General features: G+C 40.0%; 17 protein-coding genes and 1 pseudogene. 5 read left to right on the top strand and 13 right to left on the bottom strand.

The genetic code is table 11. The features are described 5' to 3' along the window. Window positions 1–20: 20 nt before the first annotated feature. The 12 genes from EDD74_RS13335 to EDD74_RS13280 all read right to left on the bottom strand — a co-directional run bounded on the left by EDD74_RS13335 (window position 21) and on the right by EDD74_RS13280 (window position 9,857). The gene (locus tag EDD74_RS13335) at window positions 21–524 is read right to left on the bottom strand and encodes an antirestriction protein ArdA (RefSeq protein WP_116441528.1); all 504 of its coding nucleotides are present in this window, start codon (window positions 522–524) and stop codon (window positions 21–23) included. A gap of 17 nt (window positions 525–541) precedes the next feature. Beyond that, window positions 542–1,045, bottom strand: a complete 504-nt coding sequence (locus EDD74_RS13330) for an antirestriction protein ArdA (protein WP_116441527.1) — start codon at window positions 1,043–1,045, stop codon at window positions 542–544. Continuing rightward, a complete protein-coding gene (locus EDD74_RS13325) occupies window positions 964–1,260 on the bottom strand; it encodes a conjugal transfer protein (protein ID WP_116441526.1) in 297 nt (98 codons plus the stop codon). The genes EDD74_RS13330 and EDD74_RS13325 overlap by 82 nt, the downstream gene beginning before the upstream one ends. 97 nt (window positions 1,261–1,357) lie before the next feature. Beyond that, the gene (locus tag EDD74_RS13320; protein WP_009243524.1) at window positions 1,358–1,876 is read right to left on the bottom strand and encodes a signal peptidase II; all 519 of its coding nucleotides are present in this window, start codon (window positions 1,874–1,876) and stop codon (window positions 1,358–1,360) included. Window positions 1,877–1,961: 85 nt separating this feature from the next. Further along, a complete protein-coding gene (locus EDD74_RS13315; RefSeq protein WP_002317729.1) occupies window positions 1,962–2,183 on the bottom strand; it encodes a hypothetical protein in 222 nt (73 codons plus the stop codon). Further along, window positions 2,184–2,327, bottom strand: a complete 144-nt coding sequence (locus EDD74_RS13310; protein ID WP_041969016.1) for a DUF3789 domain-containing protein — start codon at window positions 2,325–2,327, stop codon at window positions 2,184–2,186. An 11-nt stretch (window positions 2,328–2,338) separates the two neighbouring features. Continuing rightward, the gene (gene mobT / locus EDD74_RS13305) at window positions 2,339–3,535 is read right to left on the bottom strand and encodes a MobT family relaxase (protein WP_116441525.1); all 1,197 of its coding nucleotides are present in this window, start codon (window positions 3,533–3,535) and stop codon (window positions 2,339–2,341) included. Window positions 3,536–3,717: 182 nt separating this feature from the next. Continuing rightward, window positions 3,718–5,112 carry an FtsK/SpoIIIE domain-containing protein gene (locus EDD74_RS13300; RefSeq protein WP_074143639.1) on the bottom strand — a complete coding sequence of 465 codons (1,395 nt, stop codon included), beginning with the start codon at window positions 5,110–5,112 and terminating at the stop codon, window positions 3,718–3,720. Window positions 5,113–5,174: 62 nt separating this feature from the next. After that, complete coding sequence (locus tag EDD74_RS13295) at window positions 5,175–5,780, bottom strand: VanZ family protein (protein WP_074143640.1); 606 nt, start codon at window positions 5,778–5,780, stop codon at window positions 5,175–5,177. Window positions 5,781–5,893: 113 nt separating this feature from the next. Further along, window positions 5,894–6,280 carry a YdcP family protein gene (locus EDD74_RS13290; protein WP_074143641.1) on the bottom strand — a complete coding sequence of 129 codons (387 nt, stop codon included), beginning with the start codon at window positions 6,278–6,280 and terminating at the stop codon, window positions 5,894–5,896. Window positions 6,281–6,295: 15 nt separating this feature from the next. Then, entirely contained in the window at window positions 6,296–6,622 is a 327-nt protein-coding gene (locus tag EDD74_RS13285; protein ID WP_074143642.1) for a YdcP family protein, read from the bottom strand. Window positions 6,623–6,812: 190 nt separating this feature from the next. Then, window positions 6,813–9,857, bottom strand: coding sequence for an SrtB-anchored collagen-binding adhesin (locus EDD74_RS13280; protein ID WP_116441524.1), 3,045 nt, complete (start codon window positions 9,855–9,857; stop codon window positions 6,813–6,815). Between the two features lie 387 nt (window positions 9,858–10,244). Between EDD74_RS13280 and EDD74_RS13275 the strand changes: the two genes are divergently transcribed. Next, window positions 10,245–11,474, top strand: coding sequence for a tyrosine-type recombinase/integrase (locus tag EDD74_RS13275; RefSeq protein WP_116441523.1), 1,230 nt, complete (start codon window positions 10,245–10,247; stop codon window positions 11,472–11,474). Window positions 11,475–11,632: 158 nt separating this feature from the next. Next, window positions 11,633–12,127, top strand: a pseudogene (locus tag EDD74_RS13270) (lysine--tRNA ligase); the annotation flags it as partial. Window positions 12,128–12,417: 290 nt separating this feature from the next. Here EDD74_RS13270 and EDD74_RS13265 read toward each other — a convergent pair. Further along, entirely contained in the window at window positions 12,418–14,154 is a 1,737-nt protein-coding gene (locus EDD74_RS13265; RefSeq protein WP_132038464.1) for an IS1634 family transposase, read from the bottom strand. 279 nt (window positions 14,155–14,433) lie between these two features. Between EDD74_RS13265 and EDD74_RS13260 the strand changes: the two genes are divergently transcribed. From EDD74_RS13260 to EDD74_RS13250, 3 genes are all read left to right on the top strand, one after another. Continuing rightward, complete coding sequence (locus EDD74_RS13260) at window positions 14,434–15,111, top strand: response regulator transcription factor (RefSeq protein WP_116441520.1); 678 nt, start codon at window positions 14,434–14,436, stop codon at window positions 15,109–15,111. A gap of 84 nt (window positions 15,112–15,195) precedes the next feature. Continuing rightward, complete coding sequence (locus tag EDD74_RS13255) at window positions 15,196–16,110, top strand: ABC transporter ATP-binding protein (RefSeq protein WP_116441519.1); 915 nt, start codon at window positions 15,196–15,198, stop codon at window positions 16,108–16,110. Further along, a complete protein-coding gene (locus EDD74_RS13250; RefSeq protein ID WP_242990107.1) occupies window positions 16,103–16,516 on the top strand; it encodes a hypothetical protein in 414 nt (137 codons plus the stop codon). The genes EDD74_RS13255 and EDD74_RS13250 overlap by 8 nt, the downstream gene beginning before the upstream one ends. Window positions 16,517–16,601: the final 85 nt, after the last annotated feature.

The following is a 16,601-nucleotide window of genomic DNA, read 5'->3' as shown; positions in this document are numbered from 1 at the left end:
TTGTCGCTGATCTTCCAGCGTTAATATGGTATCTCGCACATGCCTCGGCTTGTTTCAATGAAGCAACCGCCCATATCCAAATCTCGCCCGTAGGCTTCATAGTCAATGTAGTTCTGTAAGCTGGGTGGAATGTCGCCAAGTGCCTGCAATTCGTCTATGTAGTAGTAGGCAACGTCTGTCATAGTTTCACAGTCGGGATAATAATAAATATCGTCCTTATGTTCCACGACTTCTTCCAGCGTCCCGTAGTGGCTGATAAATTCGTCCAAACACTCTACGATATAGTCGGGAAGTTCCTCTATCATTTCATACATCTCATTGAGTTCTTCAATGGAAACACATTCCCCTATGTCGATAGGGAAGTTGTCGGTATCATGGATAGCATATTCTTCATACCGTTCATTCAAGCCGATTTTTTCTTTTACATCTTCCTCGTCAATAGGGAACGTGAACCAAGCACCGACTAAATAGCCCTCATTGTATTTGCCAAGATTTGCAATATAAACCGCCATATCATCAATCATAAGCACCACCTCATTTCCTACTCTGGAAGTTCAAAGACACTATGTTCTGTTACAAGATAGCGTCTATTTTCCAGCAAATGAGAAGCGTAGGCTTCAAAGTCAAAGTAATATTCTTGACAGTCCTCGGATAAATGCTTGAACGTCGGGTCGTTCATCAGCTTTTGCCTTGCAACATCAATCATGCTTTTACAGTCGGGATAAACGGTAATCACGTTCCTGCAAATATAAAGTGCTTCTAGATTTTCAAACACCGTAAGTAGTGATACATATTCTTCCTGCATATCATTTGAAAGCTGGCGGTACATAAAATCTAATTCGTTGAGCTGGTAGACGCTTGTATGTTCGTGGATTTCATCAGCATAAGGCAACACCTTTTCGATAATACGGTAATCTTGACTTTCTGCACCGACACCTAATTTTTCTTCAAACTCGGCAACATCTATCGGCAGGTCGAACCAATATGATGTTGTTTCTTCGCCAGTTGTTCCTCTCGTTTCCACCAGCACCCTTGTTTCCTGCATTGTTCCTCACGTCCTTTCTGTTGTTTCATCACATCTTTTAAGGTCTGGTACGACATACCAAACACATACTTTGAAAAATCTTCTAACTGTCTTTCTTCATAATCGGCAGGGTTCAGTCGTTTCGTTTCATGCCAGACTTTACGCTTATAAGAGGGCAGGTCGGAAATGTATTCACAGCCGACTTTTGCCTGCATATCCTTAAAAATATCGTTCATTTCATCACTCCAATCTGAAATTTTAGGTAAAAAAAAGCAGTCAATCCTAAGACTAACTACTTTGTGTGTATGGATATGAAATTGTAATAACGGAAGGTTACAAGTTAAATTTATTACAGCAAAAATGCAGATATTCTTTAACCGATATTTCTTTACTATGCAAAATTCCAATAACAACAAATATAACTTCTGCAACTGTAAGATAACAATCTTTCAAATCAAAAATAAACAAGGTCGGTATCTGTAAAAAATCTAAACTCCCTCCCCAAAACAACTTATCAATCAGACTGCATAAACTTCCAGCTATCCCACAAATCATTATTACTTTTACCCAAAAACTTGTGCGTGATTTTTTTGTCTGATATAACATATATCCTGATATAAAGAGGAATAAAACAAGAATATTCAATAAAATTGTAACAAATGGACTTGATAACAATTCAAAAAAATTCCCACCATAAGATAAACGTGTATTTAATTCTGGATTAAATCTTAAAGTTTTAATCATTATATCAAACTCGCATTTCATAAATAATTTAGAAATCACTATTTTAACAGTCTGGTCAATTATTACCAATAACAATATAGGAATAATGAAAGGCTTAAATTTTTTCATCAATCATAGCTCCTCTCAATTCAAAGTTGTTACATTCTTCAATATCCACATTATAACATTCTTATATCAGCACCACAATATAATTTTATGCACCGATAATCTTATTGAACAGCTCTAACAGTACATCTTTTACACCGCCAGCATTGAATACTAAACCAACGGCAACAAGGGCAACTACCAAGAAGCCGATAAGTTTTGAAAACTCACGCTTGAACCCTAAGTAGATACCGATAACCACAATCGCCATAAGCACTAAGCTCTGTGCGTTTGATAAAAACCATTGATACAAATTTTGCCCGAAATTCATTTAATTGTCCTCACTTTCTTTGTTTTCTTTGATTTTTTCCATGTGTCTGTCAGCTTCTTTGCCGACATTCAAAATACACATCAAGACTACGCCGATACCCATTCCCATAGATACCAGCAGGAAGTCTTTTACTAATTCCCACATTTTTATCACTCCTAACTTTCCACTAAATCTTTTGCAGGGGTCGTCTGCTGTTTGATTATCATTTCATGCTTTTCTGTGAGCTTTGCCTGCTGTTCGATTGTTTCCATGTAGTCTGTGCCGTTTCCTTTATCAATCCTTTTCAGCATTTTCAAGGTCGGTGCTACCTGCCTTTGTACCCAACGAAGCGTGCGGTCTAAGGTGTAAGGCTCTGGTTTTGTCGTCAGCTTCAAGCTCTGTCTGTTATCGCCGATAAACCACGCCCAGCGATCGTTGAGTTTCCAATCATTTTTTCGCTTGTCGGGTTCTTCATCAACAAACCGCACATACTGGTTGATGATAGAAAAGGCGGTCTGCTCTGCGTCATAATAAGTCAGTAAATCTCGTACTGCATAATAGGCTCGTTCATTCCGAAGCCGTATCTCAAAACGGTTGATAATGTCGGCTTCTTCCAGAGGTGTCCCCAGCTTGACATACTGCTCATAGTCCTTTTCGTAGATACAGAAATACACATCTGATTTCAGCGAACCAAGATAAAGGGTACGTCCCATATATTCTCTGTCGTCCTCTCTGTGCTTGATAAGCTCGCCCGACTGGTAAAACTTATAACTTCTGGACTTTCCGATATATTCCCGTTTCCTGCATTTTTCCGCAAGCTCTGGAATATCCAAAATGCCCGTATGGTCGTTGATAGCAAGGTCGATACGCTTCATCACGCCACCGTCTACGAGTGCGTCCATGAGAAAGTCATACCAGCTTCTTTGCTGTGCCAGCAGGTAACTTTCAAACTGCCTGCAACCACGCCCCTTTAATTCTAAAAGGACACCTTTTTCTTCGTCAGCCGACGTATAGATAAAGATGTCCCCCAAAGAGTAATGCTCCGTATAACTGTAATGTCCGTAATCTTCATGGAGCATATAATTGATATTCAGTTTTAATATATCTTTGATGATGTGCTGTATATCCAACGTGGGAAAACGAATTTTTACATAATCAAACAGCATGGTAAGCGGTGCTTCTGGATTGAACCTTGCCAGTTCCTTATGCAAAGTTTCCAGAAGTTCCTTTGACGGCTTCATTTTTCCGCTTTCTACCTTGTTGAGATATTCCCTTGTGATACCAGAAGCCACCGCCAGCCTGCCTTGTGAGATACCGTAAGTAATCCGTTTCTCCCGTAATTCTTTTATCCATTGTTCTTCATTCAGAACCATACCCCCAATCTGTAAAGTGTGAAGTTTTTTCAGGCGACTTCACAACTGAATTTTGCTAGAAAACCATGCCAGAAGCCTTATGTTTCCTATGTTTTTTGTCTATTGTCTATTTGCAAACGTACCCCTCTGTTAGATACCGAGGGGCTTCTTTCGCTGGCGTGGCTGACGCCACACCAGCAAGGCTAGTCCGAGCCGTCGCCTTTCGCTTCGCACGTCGCCGTCCCGTCCTGCCTTGTAAGGACGAGTGAGCCGATAGCCTGTAAAAAATCATGTCCCTTTGGTACAAGGGGAGTGTAAAACTCTGATATGACGCTCGTACCCACGTCACAATAGCCACGCCCTTTGATACGCTTCTGGAAGAACTGTTTCTTTACGTCGCTTCCGAAAAGCATACCATAGCCTAGCTCACTGATACGCCCCAAGCCCACACGGAAATTGAAGTTATCTCTGATACCGTCTGAAAAATATTTTGCGTCGGGACGCTGGCAGGCGACAATGAGGAAATACCCCGCCTGTCTGCCAAGCATGACGATTTTCTTTAGCTGGCTTAAAAGGCTTATACTTTCCTTTGTCCCCAGCATTTCCAAGAACGCCACATATTCATCAAAGATAAGAAAGCAAGGCGGTAAGCCCAGATAGGCATAGTTCTCGCCCGTCTTGTAGTCTGGGTGGTGCTTCATTTCCTCGCTTCGCTGTACCATGCCCTCATAGAACGCATTGACACATTCAATCATATCTTCTTTGGTGTGGTACACGTTATCCATGACCGTACCCAAGTCCGCAAGGTCGGCGTTCTTAGGGTCTAAGATGAAAAGCTGGGCGTTGGTCTGCAAGAGGGCTTCAATGATTGTCAGCAAGAAATAGGTCTTTCCACCGCCAGTCCCGCCACAGATAAGGGCGTGAGGGAGTGCGTCATATTCCCATGTGAGGTTCTTCATCAGACGCAAACCCCCGTTTTCAGCCTTTACTTCGTCAATCGTGATACGGTTCGCTATCATGTCATAGAGCAGGGTGTATTCGATATAGCCGTCATGGAGCGTCTTGTCGGTCAGCTCACAGTAAAGCCCGCTTTCCAGCTTATCTTCCAATCTAAGGAGTTTATCTTGATACTTTCCCAAAGAGATTTCACAGCGGATATGGAGCAAGCCCGTTTCCATTTGATAATAGATTTTAGGAAACCAGATGATTTTTTCCCTTGATCTGCTCTGCAGGTCAGTGAAAAAACCGCTGTCCTGTACGGTCTGGGCTTCATACCACTTGTTATCCAGTATCATGCGAGAGAGCTTTTGACGGTGTAATAGCTTCTTGAAGCTGTCATAGCGAAAGTGGTAATAAAGGAAAGCGACCAATGCACAAACACCAGTCGCTATCCCTACGGTTATGAAGTTGTATATAGAAAGCGTCACGCCATTATCAAGCAGGCTGAAATGCTCCCAATCGGTACGCATAAGCTGTCCCAAGTTCAGTAGCAGAAGAACCGCCACGAACAGGAGCAGGAGCGTACCCCCACAGAAACGGTACACAAGGTACTTGTCGCTGGCTCTGATACGATGTCCTTTATATTTCAAAATGTTCATATATACCTCTTTTCTGAATATAAGAAAAGCAGTCAATCATATAGATTAACTGCTTCTAAAACTTAAAAAAACCATGTCCAATTATATAACAGGAAATTACAGATACAGGCTAAAGATAAATAAATAACAGGCTCACATTTTCCCAATGAAGTAGTGCGTTGTTCTTCTTTCTTATTGAAAAAATATTTTCCTATCATTTTCCATACTACATAGCCTAAAATTGCACCTAATGTATTCATCATTAAATCATCAATATCCACTAACCTGTTAGTTGGTAACTGTGCAAATTCAATAAAGATAGAAAATGAAAAACCTGTTAAAGCTACTTTCAAAGGATTTCTAAAGTTCTTCCAAATATAAGGAAGTAAGAAACCTAAAGGCATAAGCATGATTACGTTCATACAATATGTGAACATACCCTCTGATTGAAAAGGTATCAAACTAATATTAGCCTGTTGAAAAGTAGCTATCAACCCACCTTTTGAAATCATATCCCATATAGAGCCTATTCCAGTAACAGAAATAACAAGCCATATATAAATCATCATAATATATGTCCATACATAATGTGTAGATGTAGACTTTTTCTTACCTAGTAACATGACTGTTTGATATACCATTACTGGGGCTACGGTTAAAATAATTGGAATAATTAACATTAAAAGCATTTCCCCCACTCCTTTCTTGCATTGTCAAGCTAAGTGTACCACATATATTTGAAAGAATTTCTAAAAAACATGAAATTCTTTCTTAAATTTTCCTAAGAAGCAGGGGAATAAAATTATTTCTTCGCCTGTCCCTGCGGAGCATGGTTCTGTGGATTGCCTGCGGGCTGACCACCTTTATTTTTCAGCACAATGTCGTCTGCCTTGATGTACCATTCCACATCTGCCCCTCGGTAGTTGGCGTTTGCCACCGTATCGGCAACAGGATTGATAAGCTCCACCTCGGCATTGTACGGATAGTCCTTGACAGGGATTTCCGCTGGGATAGATACCTGTATCGTGCGTTCCTGCTGACTGCACTTCAAATCATAGGTTCTACGCTTGATTTCTTCGCTGGTCGTCCCATCCTCATTCTCTACACGCACCTCATGTCTTAATGCGGAGAACTTCAATACTCCGAAAGTCTTTTCCTTATCTAATACAATTCCATTCGCTAATCTCATAATCTGATACCCCCTTTACTTGCTTTCCTCGACTGGAAGCATATCGTCAGCCGTTAAGATATAGTTGGTGTAGCCACGACCTCGCACGTTCTTTCCCTCGGCGGTAATCTTAGGATTGACGAGCTTTACTTTCTGCTCATACTTGAAACGCTTTTCCCCAACCTTTGCAGGAAGCACCACGATAATGTCGTCGGCTCTCTGAATGTCGGAATACAGGTTATAGCTTCTTGTCACGGGAACAAAGCGACCATTGACACGCTGTTGCTCCACGTCATTTTCTCCTGCAAACTCTAAGTTACCAAAAGTCTGTGCCATATTTGGCACGATATATTTTAATTTCATGTGTTCTACCTCATTTCTTTCTGTGATTGATATGTGGGGAGCTACACTCCCCACGCCCCTAGTGGACTGTTCTTTTCCGTCAATCCGCAAGCAGATTAACAGAAAAGGAACAGTTTCGATTTTCATTTCCTGTTACAAGTACATACGGCGGGGAACGGGATTTCTTCATTATCATAAGCAGACCGCCCGATTAAGAGCGTCTACGCTTGAAGAAGTATGTTCCTGCCACGCCTGCACCAGAGAGGATAAGAAGCCCTAAGAATAAGGCAATGTTTGTATTATCGCCTGTCTTTGGAGCGTCTGTTGTCTTGCTCGGTGTATCTGGTGTGGTCGGCTGTTCCGGCTCTGTTGGTTCTTCTGGCGTTTCTGGTACTTCTGTGATTGTCACCGTCTGCCCGTCGTCCTCAATGTCCTTATGCTCTGTAACCTTTGTCGGTTCGCCTGGATTGCTCAAATCGTATAATTCCTCAAAGGTTACAAGCTCTTTCCCGCCCAGCTCGGAAGCGTCGAAAGTAAAGGAAATCTGGACTTCCATGCTTTCACTGTCGGCAGTAAAAGTATAGTCATTCTCGACACGCTCTCCGTTGATGATAAGTTCTGCGTTTTCGTCCTTAATCATCTGCCAGCCTACAAGCTGATACTTTGTGCCGATTTCCAATCCGTCAAGGGTAACAGTATCAATGATTGTCACGTCTTTTCCAGCTTCAATCTCTTTCTTTCCGTCCTCGCTGGTCGCTGTGGTATGGATAGAGATGATACGCTCCGTGATAAGCACCGTCTGTCCCTCGTCGTCAATGTCCTTGTGTTCCGCCACCTTTACAGGCTCGTCCTCATTGGAAAGGTCGTAAAGTTCCTCAAAGGTTACAAGGTTCTGACCGCCCAGAGAAGAAGCGTTGAACGTGTATTCTATTTCAATCTTCATTTCTTCGCTGTCGGCGGTGAATGTGTAATCATTTTCTACACGCTGTCCGTCGATAAGAAGCTCGGCGTTTTCCTCTTTCAACATCTGCCAGCCTTTGAGCTGATATTTTGTGCCTTTTTCCAGCCCGTCAAGGGTAACTGTGTCAATGATTGTTACCTCTTTGCCAGCTACGATAGACTTCTCGCCGTCCTTGCCTGTGGCTGTGGTATGGATAGAGATTTCTTTCTCGTATTCATCAGTCAGCGTCCCTAAGTCAACGGTCACATTGTTTCTTGACACCACGATTTCAAACGTCGGGATAAGCTCAAAGCCTTTGTTTCCCTCACAGCGTAATTCCTCAATGATATAGGTATCGTAAATCAAAGCACCCTTGCTGTCGTCTGGTTCGCTTGTTCCAAACCAGATACCGTCCTCGCTGGTCTTTCCTGCGTTGGTGTTGTTCTTATGGGAAGCCCAGTTAGAAGAAGTGGAGAACTGCCCGTTATCATCAGTCACGATAATATGACTCTCACCTGTGGTCTTGCTTGTGATCCTAAACGGAACTCCCGCAAGACGCTGGTGTGTACCAGCACCAATCTTGACACCCTCTAAGTCGCCACGCTTTACTTGATTGTAGATTGATGTGTCTGTACCTGTAAGGTCAACGATTTTTCCGTCCTCTGTGATTTCAAACTCAATCGGTTTCGCACCGTCCGTCAGATAGCCCTCTGGTGCTTTGCTTTCCTCGATACGGTATTTTCCGTAAGGAAGTAAATCAGCAGAAGTAGAAGCCACGCCCTCAATGTCGGTAAGGATTGTCTTTACCACTTCATTCTTGTTGTAAAGTTTCCCCTCGACAAGTATAGCGTTGTCATTCAGAGAAATGATTTCAAATTCAGCGTCTTTCAAAGTCGCACTTCCTTGACCTTTGGTATCGCTGGTTTCTAAATCTCTTTTCTGGATTTTCACACCGCCACGGATAACCTTGTCTGATACATGGTACTGATTGCTTCCAGACAGTACGGCAATATCGCCGTCCTCGGTAATCTGTGTAAGGTACATTCCCTTAATCTGTTCCTCGCTACCGTCAGCCTGCATATATGCACCGTCAAGAAGATAGCCGTTAGGTGCTTTCGTTTCCTCAACGGTCAGCGTTCCTAAAGGAAGCACGTTCTTTCCGTCCTGTGTATAGAAGCTGTCCCCAGATACCTTGTATTCATCAGAAAGGCGGGAAACGTAATGGATAGTGCCGTCGCTGTCCTTTTCAGCGATTGTCTTTGTCACCCATGTTTTTGTCGGCTCGCTAGGGAGATTGTCAGCGGTATAGTGTCCCGCATAGAATTTCCATGTGAACTCCGCACCCTCTAGGGAAGCGTCGCCCTGTGGAGCGTCTTTCTGTGTTTCCATGTCAATCTTGAAAAGCTCGATAAGGGTATCTGTAACCTTTGGCGTATCGGATACGTTCAAGGTCGCTGTCTTGCCAGCTTCCACATTTAAGGAATACACTGTATTGTCCACCTTGTAGCCAGCAGGAGCGGAAAGCTCTTTGATGTAGACTGTACCAGCCTTTACTTCCACGGTATCAGTGTTCCCGCTGTTATCAGTCGTAAGGGTGGCAAGCTGTTTTGTGCAGTCCTTATCAGAATAGACACCATAAGTCGCACCAGCGATAGAGTAAAGCCCGTTCCCGTCGGTAATGCTGGCATTACTGGAAGTCTTTTTAAGGGTGGCATTTCCTACGGCAAGTTTCGCCCAAAACTGTCCAATGTCCTGTCCCTCGCCAGAGTAGATATAACCGCCACATTCATAGCGTCCCTTGTTCTCGCTGGCAAAGGCTTTCGCCCCAGCGTACACCTCGTCCTGTATCGCTTTTGGGATTTCATCATAGGAAGCTCTGACGTTATCGCATTGCCAGCCCAGATGAACACTCAATCTCTGCCATACGACGCACTGTTTCAAAAGGTAAATATGCTGACTGCTCAATCCGCTGTGGCTCTGCACATACTGATTGACATACTCGATTGAGAGGGCAACATCTGAAATCTGGTCGTAGCTCATGCGTGTGCTTGCGTCGGCTCTGGTCTTGTAGCCGTTGCGGAAGTTGGTGTTAATATCCACGCAGAAAGCGTCCTCGCCCTCAACGGTCATGTGTCCCTCATTGAATGTCGAACCGATAGAACCGTCATTCATTACTTTTTCAACGATACCGACACGCTCGGCACTTTCCGTCCAGTATTGCTTCTCGGAAGCGTGGACTGCCGTTGTCGGCAAAGCGGTAACGATAGTCGCAAAGGCAAGGAAGCCCGTGGCTAATCGCTTCAATATCTTTTTCATAGCTTTTAAAATTCTCCTTTCGTTTGGATATAGAAAAAGCCGTCCATTTCTGAACGGCTGGAAATAGAAAAGGAACGTCAATATCGGCGTTCCATAATCTACTTGCGATATTCAATTTTTAGTTTATCAATACTGATGTGCTGTACCATATCTTTGCAAATCTGGGATTTCTAACGTATCAAGGCTCATTCAATGGTAGTAAAATCGTAGTAATTTGAAGTATTTCAACCCTTGAATGTGCTGATAAGTACAGTGTTTTAGCGGACAATCAGATTTTTAGTTGTTTTTTGGTGTAAAAAAATGAATGATTAGGCGTAGAAAAGGGACTTTGCAAGCGTTATAATAAGTTTGCAGAGTCCTTTTCTTTGTATAGAAAAGGAGAAAAAAATGCAAAAAAGAAAAGATCATAAAGGGAGAGTGTTGAAAGACGGAGAAACCTATCGAAAAAATGATGGACTTTATATGTATCGTTGGATTGGTGGAGATAAAAAAAGACATGCGGTATATTGTTCTACATTAGAAGGTTTGCGTGAAAAAGAAAAAGAAATTCAGAATGATCTGCGGGATGGGATCCAACAAGGAAGTTCGAACATTACATTGAATGATGTCTATAAAATGTGGAAAAATGATAAAGTGGGATTAAAGCAAACTACTCGTAATAATTATATTTATATGTATGAGCATTTTGTTATGAATGATTTTGGAAACAGAAAGATAAAGGAAATCCGAAAATCAGATGTGAGAAGATACTATAATGGCATTGTGGATTCTAAGAAAATGTCAGTTGCAACATTGGAGAGTATTCATACGGTGCTTCATCAAGTATTTATATTAGCGGTTGAAGATGGTTATATTAGGATAAATCCTAGCGACTTAGTTTTAGGAGATGTGAAACGATCCCATAATTTTGAAACACCTAAACGTCATGCTCTTACAATTCCGCAGCAAGAAGCTTTCGTTTCCTATATAAATAAAAGCGAAAAATATAAACATTGGCTTCCATTGTTTACATTCTTCTTGGGAACAGGATGTCGTGTATCAGAGGTGGTTGGGTTACGTTGGGAAGATGTTCATATGGATGAGAATTATATTGAAATTAATCACAATATGGTGTACTACCAGAGAGATAAAGGCAAGTGCTATTTTTCAGTAACATCACCAAAAACTACTGCAGGATACCGAATTATTCCAATGTTGCCAGAAGTAAAACAGGCACTTTTGAATGAGAAAAAGTATCAAGAGGAAGTAGGATTAACTTGTCAGGCATCAATTGATGGATATACAGATTTTATTTTCTTGAACAGAAATGGTTTTGCACATAATCCTCAGACAATCAATAGAACAATCAAACGTATAACTTTGGCATATAATGAAGAAGAAATAGAAAGAGCAGAAAGAGAACGTAGAGCACCAGTTTTACTGCCTAACTTTTCTTGCCATAATTTGCGACATACATTTGCTACAAGGTATTGTGAGAATGAAACAAATCTTAAAGTAATTCAGGAAATTATGGGACATAAAGATATCGCAACAACGATGGAAATTTATGCGGAAGCAACAAAAGAGGCGAAAGTTAAATCATTTGAAGATTTATGCGGTAAGATTAAAATTTCATAATAAGGGACGCACACCAACAACTGCACCACTTTTACACCAAATTGGTGGTAACTTGTAATAAAAGTTGTAGAGTTATATAAAAATGTAGATTATTAGAAGCTTGAAGAATAGAGAAGCGTAGAGGCAAATAGATATATATAAAATCTCGCTGCAAGCTCCCAACAATGAAGTCACAGGGCGCTGCGAAGAACGAAGCAAACAACGCTGCACAGTCAACAACAGCAGCTCCAAAAGCTGTAGAAGCATCGGTTGTAGCTGAGCCGGCTAAAGTAGAAATCGACTTTTCTAATGTAGAAGTGGAACCATTATTTGAAGATATGGTAGACTTTGACACATTCAGCAAGTCAGATTTCCGTGCGGTAAAGGTAAAAGAATGTGAAGCAGTTCCGAAGAGCAAAAAGCTTCTGAAATTTGTATTAGACGATGGAAGCGGCGAAGATCGTGTCATCTTAAGTGGTATCCACGATTACTACGAGCCAGAAGAGCTGGTAGGAAAGACATTGATCGCAATCGTGAATCTTCCGCCAAGAAAGATGATGGGAATCGATTCCTGTGGTATGATTATCTCCGCAACTCATCTGGAAGAAGGAAGAGAAGGATTGAATGTCTTGATGGTAGATGACAGAATCCCGGCAGGAGCAAAACTCTATTAATGGAAAATAAATATTGATTGTTGAGGGCACTTTTTGAAAGAAAAAACTTTCAGGGAGTGCTCTTTTTATCCAATGTGTCGTAAAACCCCTTGCTTTAGCTATGGGGATATAAGACACTTCCATCGAATTTACGCAAGTAATTGAAGATGGAACAAAAATACTCTTGTATTAGATTTTGAAATGGTATATAATCCCATCTTTGACAGTTGAAAAATGAAAATGCGGCTACAAGCCCAGTAAACATGGGCGGTGTAGCCGTTTTCTTGTTTGCAACGATATGTGCTATTTTTCTATTTTTTCTGTTTTGTTTCTTTTATGATCGTCCTCATAGTAGATTTGCGTATGAATTCATAATCCGTACGGAACCCAAAGGAACTATGTAGTTTGTCTGTTATCTTTGTACGTTTGTAAGAAGGAATGTAGCCACTGTCTTTGGATAAAAGTGTAACATTCATATTTCTTAATGTTTCTAAAATCTGACTGCAGGTAAACTCTTCTCCAAGTTTCTTTTCCAATAATCGATAAACTAATAGGCTAATGAAGCAGGTCAGGAAATGAGCTTTGATGCGATCTTCGCGTCTAACAAATACAGGTCTCGCTTCGAATTCTGATTTCATGATTCTAAAGTTTTCTTCGATTTCCCAGCGTTGTTTGTTGATATTAATAATCTCTCTGATATCTCCCTCAAGATTTGTAACCACTGCATAAAATCCATCATACATAGACTCTTCTAGGATTTTAGCTTCATCTAATTGATAAATATTTTTTTGAGCTATTTCACCATCTTCTGTGACCGAGGTTCTTTGAATGAAACGAGCTGGATCATTTGAACCTTTTCCTTTTCGGGTTTTATCTGAAGAGTGTATCATTTTTTTCGCTCGGTCAATCTGAGCATTACGAATCTTACTTTGATAAGCTTTATATTTGGGCGAATAGGTAATAATGACCGTTTCATCCATATCTCCTGTTACAAGCGGGTATTCTTTATAATAAATAGTGTTATATACTTCTGGATCTGATTCATCAAGTGTCCGTAGGTCAATCAGTTTGTTGGAACCAGGAACCTTAAACTGAGTTGGCAAGAGTGCTAACTCACGTTCTTCCTTTTTCATTTTTTTCAAAGAATAAGTAATCACATAAGAGCGATTACCAAAGCTGTTCAGAAAACGATTGCTTTTTCCACCTAAACCAGCATCTGAACAAAAAATGAATTCACTGCAATTAAAATCTTTGATCACCTTCTTTTCAATTGGTTTTAATGTGAGTTGTTCGTTTTGGTTTCCTGGAAATATATCAAATGCCAGAGGAATACCATCCGCATCCATAAAAAGTCCCATAGTTACGATTGGGTTGGGACGATGTTCTTTACTTTTTCCATATTTTTTGATGCCATCTTCAGCTTCAATCTCGAAATAATAGTTTGTGCAATCGTAATATAAAATCTTAGAATTCCGTGGATGAATAAAGTTGGAATTCTTGTATAATTCTTCCTGAATAAAGTCGGATTCCTCAGCGAGAACGGATAAGGCACGATAAAGATCCTGGAGTGAATATTTTGGCGGTTCTAATAAAGAATGACAGTACTTATAACTGCTGAGTTTACTAGAAGGAGCCAGTATTCTTGTATAAATCAAATCTGTGAGAATTGCTTGGAAATCATACGAAAACTTATGATGATTACGTATATTTCTGCAAATGTTATCCATTCTTAGCTCGCTGCATATCTTCTGTAAAAATAAATATCCGATATTAAATACGCGTTCTTCGTCAAGTGGAATGCGAGCAAGAGGAGACAAAGAAAGGGAGACTTTTTCTTTTTGCTGATTGTAAGCAAGAGTTTCTTTTTCGGCTTCTTTCTTTGCCCAGTCCATTAGCTCTTTTTCATTGCCTGAAAACTGTTCTAAGAGAGTATTATATTTTCCAAGTTTTTTATAAATACGAGAGGATGTTTTTCCGTTATCTTTTCGATAAGATTGTTTGATATAAACATCTTGATTTCCTTTATTTCCTGTAATAGAAACATACATATGATAATTCCTCCACCCCTTTTTCTTTATTATACTATAGATAGCACAAAATAGCATGTATAAAATCATAAAATTTGACAAAAAAACAAGCCTTAAATGGCTTAAATAAAGGGGTTTTAAGGAAAGTTATAAAAATGATGTGTCAAACTCCCGTGGATGAATATTTTTAAAAAAATTACATGAAAAACGTGATGAAGTATACAGCCTTGCAGAAGAAAATCTGCAAGTGTATAATTTACATAAAGTTAATTTATGAAATTTTCAAGGAGCAAAAAACTTATGAATAAAATTTTGATCATAGAAGATGATGCTGATATAAATGCCATTATAGCGGAGGCGCTCACCAAAGCCGGATACAGCTGCACACAGGCATTTTCGGGAACAGAAGCTTTGCTTTATTTGGACAAAGAGAATTACGCACTTGCTGTTATGGATTTGATGTTACCAGGGGTATCCGGTGAAAAACTACTTCCTAAGCTGAAAGAAAAGCAGCAAATACCTGTGATTGTAGTTTCTGCTAAAGATAGCCTTGATAGTAAAGTGAACCTGCTGACAGAGGGGGCAGAGGATTACTTGACAAAACCTTTTGAGCTTGAAGAACTTATTGCAAGAGTTGGTGTTCAGGTTCGTCGTTTTGCAAAAGAGTATAATACAGAGAGTAACTTGTTAAAATATAAAAATCTGGTTCTGAATTTAGATACATTTACAGCTGAAATTAACGGTACAGAGATTATATTGACAAGACAAGAGTTTAAAATATTGGAACTTTTCATGTCTCATCCCAATAAGGTGTATGCAAAGCAGGATATATACGATTATGCCTGGGATGATATTTATGTTGGAGAGGATAAGACTATTAATGTACATATCAGTAACATACGCAAAAAAATAAAAATGGTTACAGAAGAGGAATATATTGAAACGGTATGGGGAATTGGATTTCGTCTGGTTAAATAACTTTAACTTTTCTTTAACTTTGCTTTGCGTTTTATTGTCATTTTATCTGTAAACTAGGAAGCATAAAGTAAAGGAGGAGTTGAAATGAAGGATTTGTTAAGTACAAATGGTCTTACGAAAAAATTCGGAAGACATAAGGTCGTAAATGCAGTAAATATTCATATCAGACAAGGTGATATATATGGGCTGATTGGGAGAAATGGAGCAGGGAAAACAACGATTCTTAAAATGATAAGCGGACTTGCAGCTCCAACAGAAGGTGATTTTTCTCTATTTGGGAAAAGTGGAAAAGCTGCCTATCAGTATATGTCCCGCATCGGTACATTGATTGAAGCACCAGGAATTTATCCGAATATGTCTGCTTATGAAAATATGAAACTGAAATGCATCGCAATGGGTGTTAGAAAACAGGGTGTGATTGAAGAACTTCTTAATACTGTAGGACTTGGAACTGTTGGAAAGAAAAAGGTCAAGAACTTTTCTCTTGGTATGAAGCAAAGACTTGGAATCGCACTTGCACTTGTAGGCGATCCAGACTTAGTGATTTTAGATGAACCGATCAATGGTCTTGACCCCCAGGGAATTGCTGAAGTAAGAGAAACTTTATTCAAATTGAATAAAGAGAAGAATATTACATTTATTATTTCAAGCCATATTCTTGAAGAATTATCAAAGATTGCAACAAACTATGGTATTATTCATGATGGTGTTCTAATTAAGGAAATGACACGAGAAGAACTTCTTGCAGAATGTAGTGAACGAATAGAGCTTAAGACAGATGATACAGGAAAAGCCTGCACTGTTCTTGAAAATATGGGAATCCATCAGTATAAAGTAGTAGATGCTGATACAATCCAGATTTTTGAGAGACTGAATGATGGTGGAAGCATCACGATGACATTAGCGGAAAATGGTGTAAAGACTGTAGGGATTACTATAAAGAACGAAGCTTTAGAAGATTACTATTTAAATTTGACGGGAGGTGCTTCAAATGTTTAATCTTATAAAAATGGATATTCACCGACTATTACATTCAAAATCTACATGGATTATGATCTGTTTTGTAATTGGTCTTGCAGTGTTCAGTGTAACGATGACAAATTCAGATATAGAATTTATGAAAGATGATCCGGCGGCAGTGACAGAAACAATGGAAGAACGCCCGGTAGGTATCTATGTGGAAGCACAGCCGGAATGGGTAAATGGTACTATTGAAATTGGAAGTGTCGTCAGTGTTGAAATGAGAAGTCAGTTACTTGCAATTTTATGTGTTATTTTTGCGGCAATTTTTACCAATGCAGATTATAAGAATGGATATATAAAGAATATTGCCGGGCAATTTCCAAGACGGGAACAGCTTGTTGCATCGAAATTTATCGTAATTGCATTCCAAGTGCTAGTATAACGAATATTAAATAATTGCTATATCAAACGGATGCCGCTTCCTCTTCACTGATTTCATCCATTTTATATTTCCAGTGATAAATCAC

Origin of the sequence: Faecalimonas umbilicata (genome assembly GCF_004346095.1) — a bacterium.
Taxonomy (GTDB): Bacteria; Bacillota; Clostridia; order Lachnospirales; family Lachnospiraceae; genus Faecalimonas; species Faecalimonas umbilicata.
The sequence above is the reverse complement of the archived record's forward strand: the minus strand, read 5'-3'. Positions and strand labels throughout refer to the sequence as shown.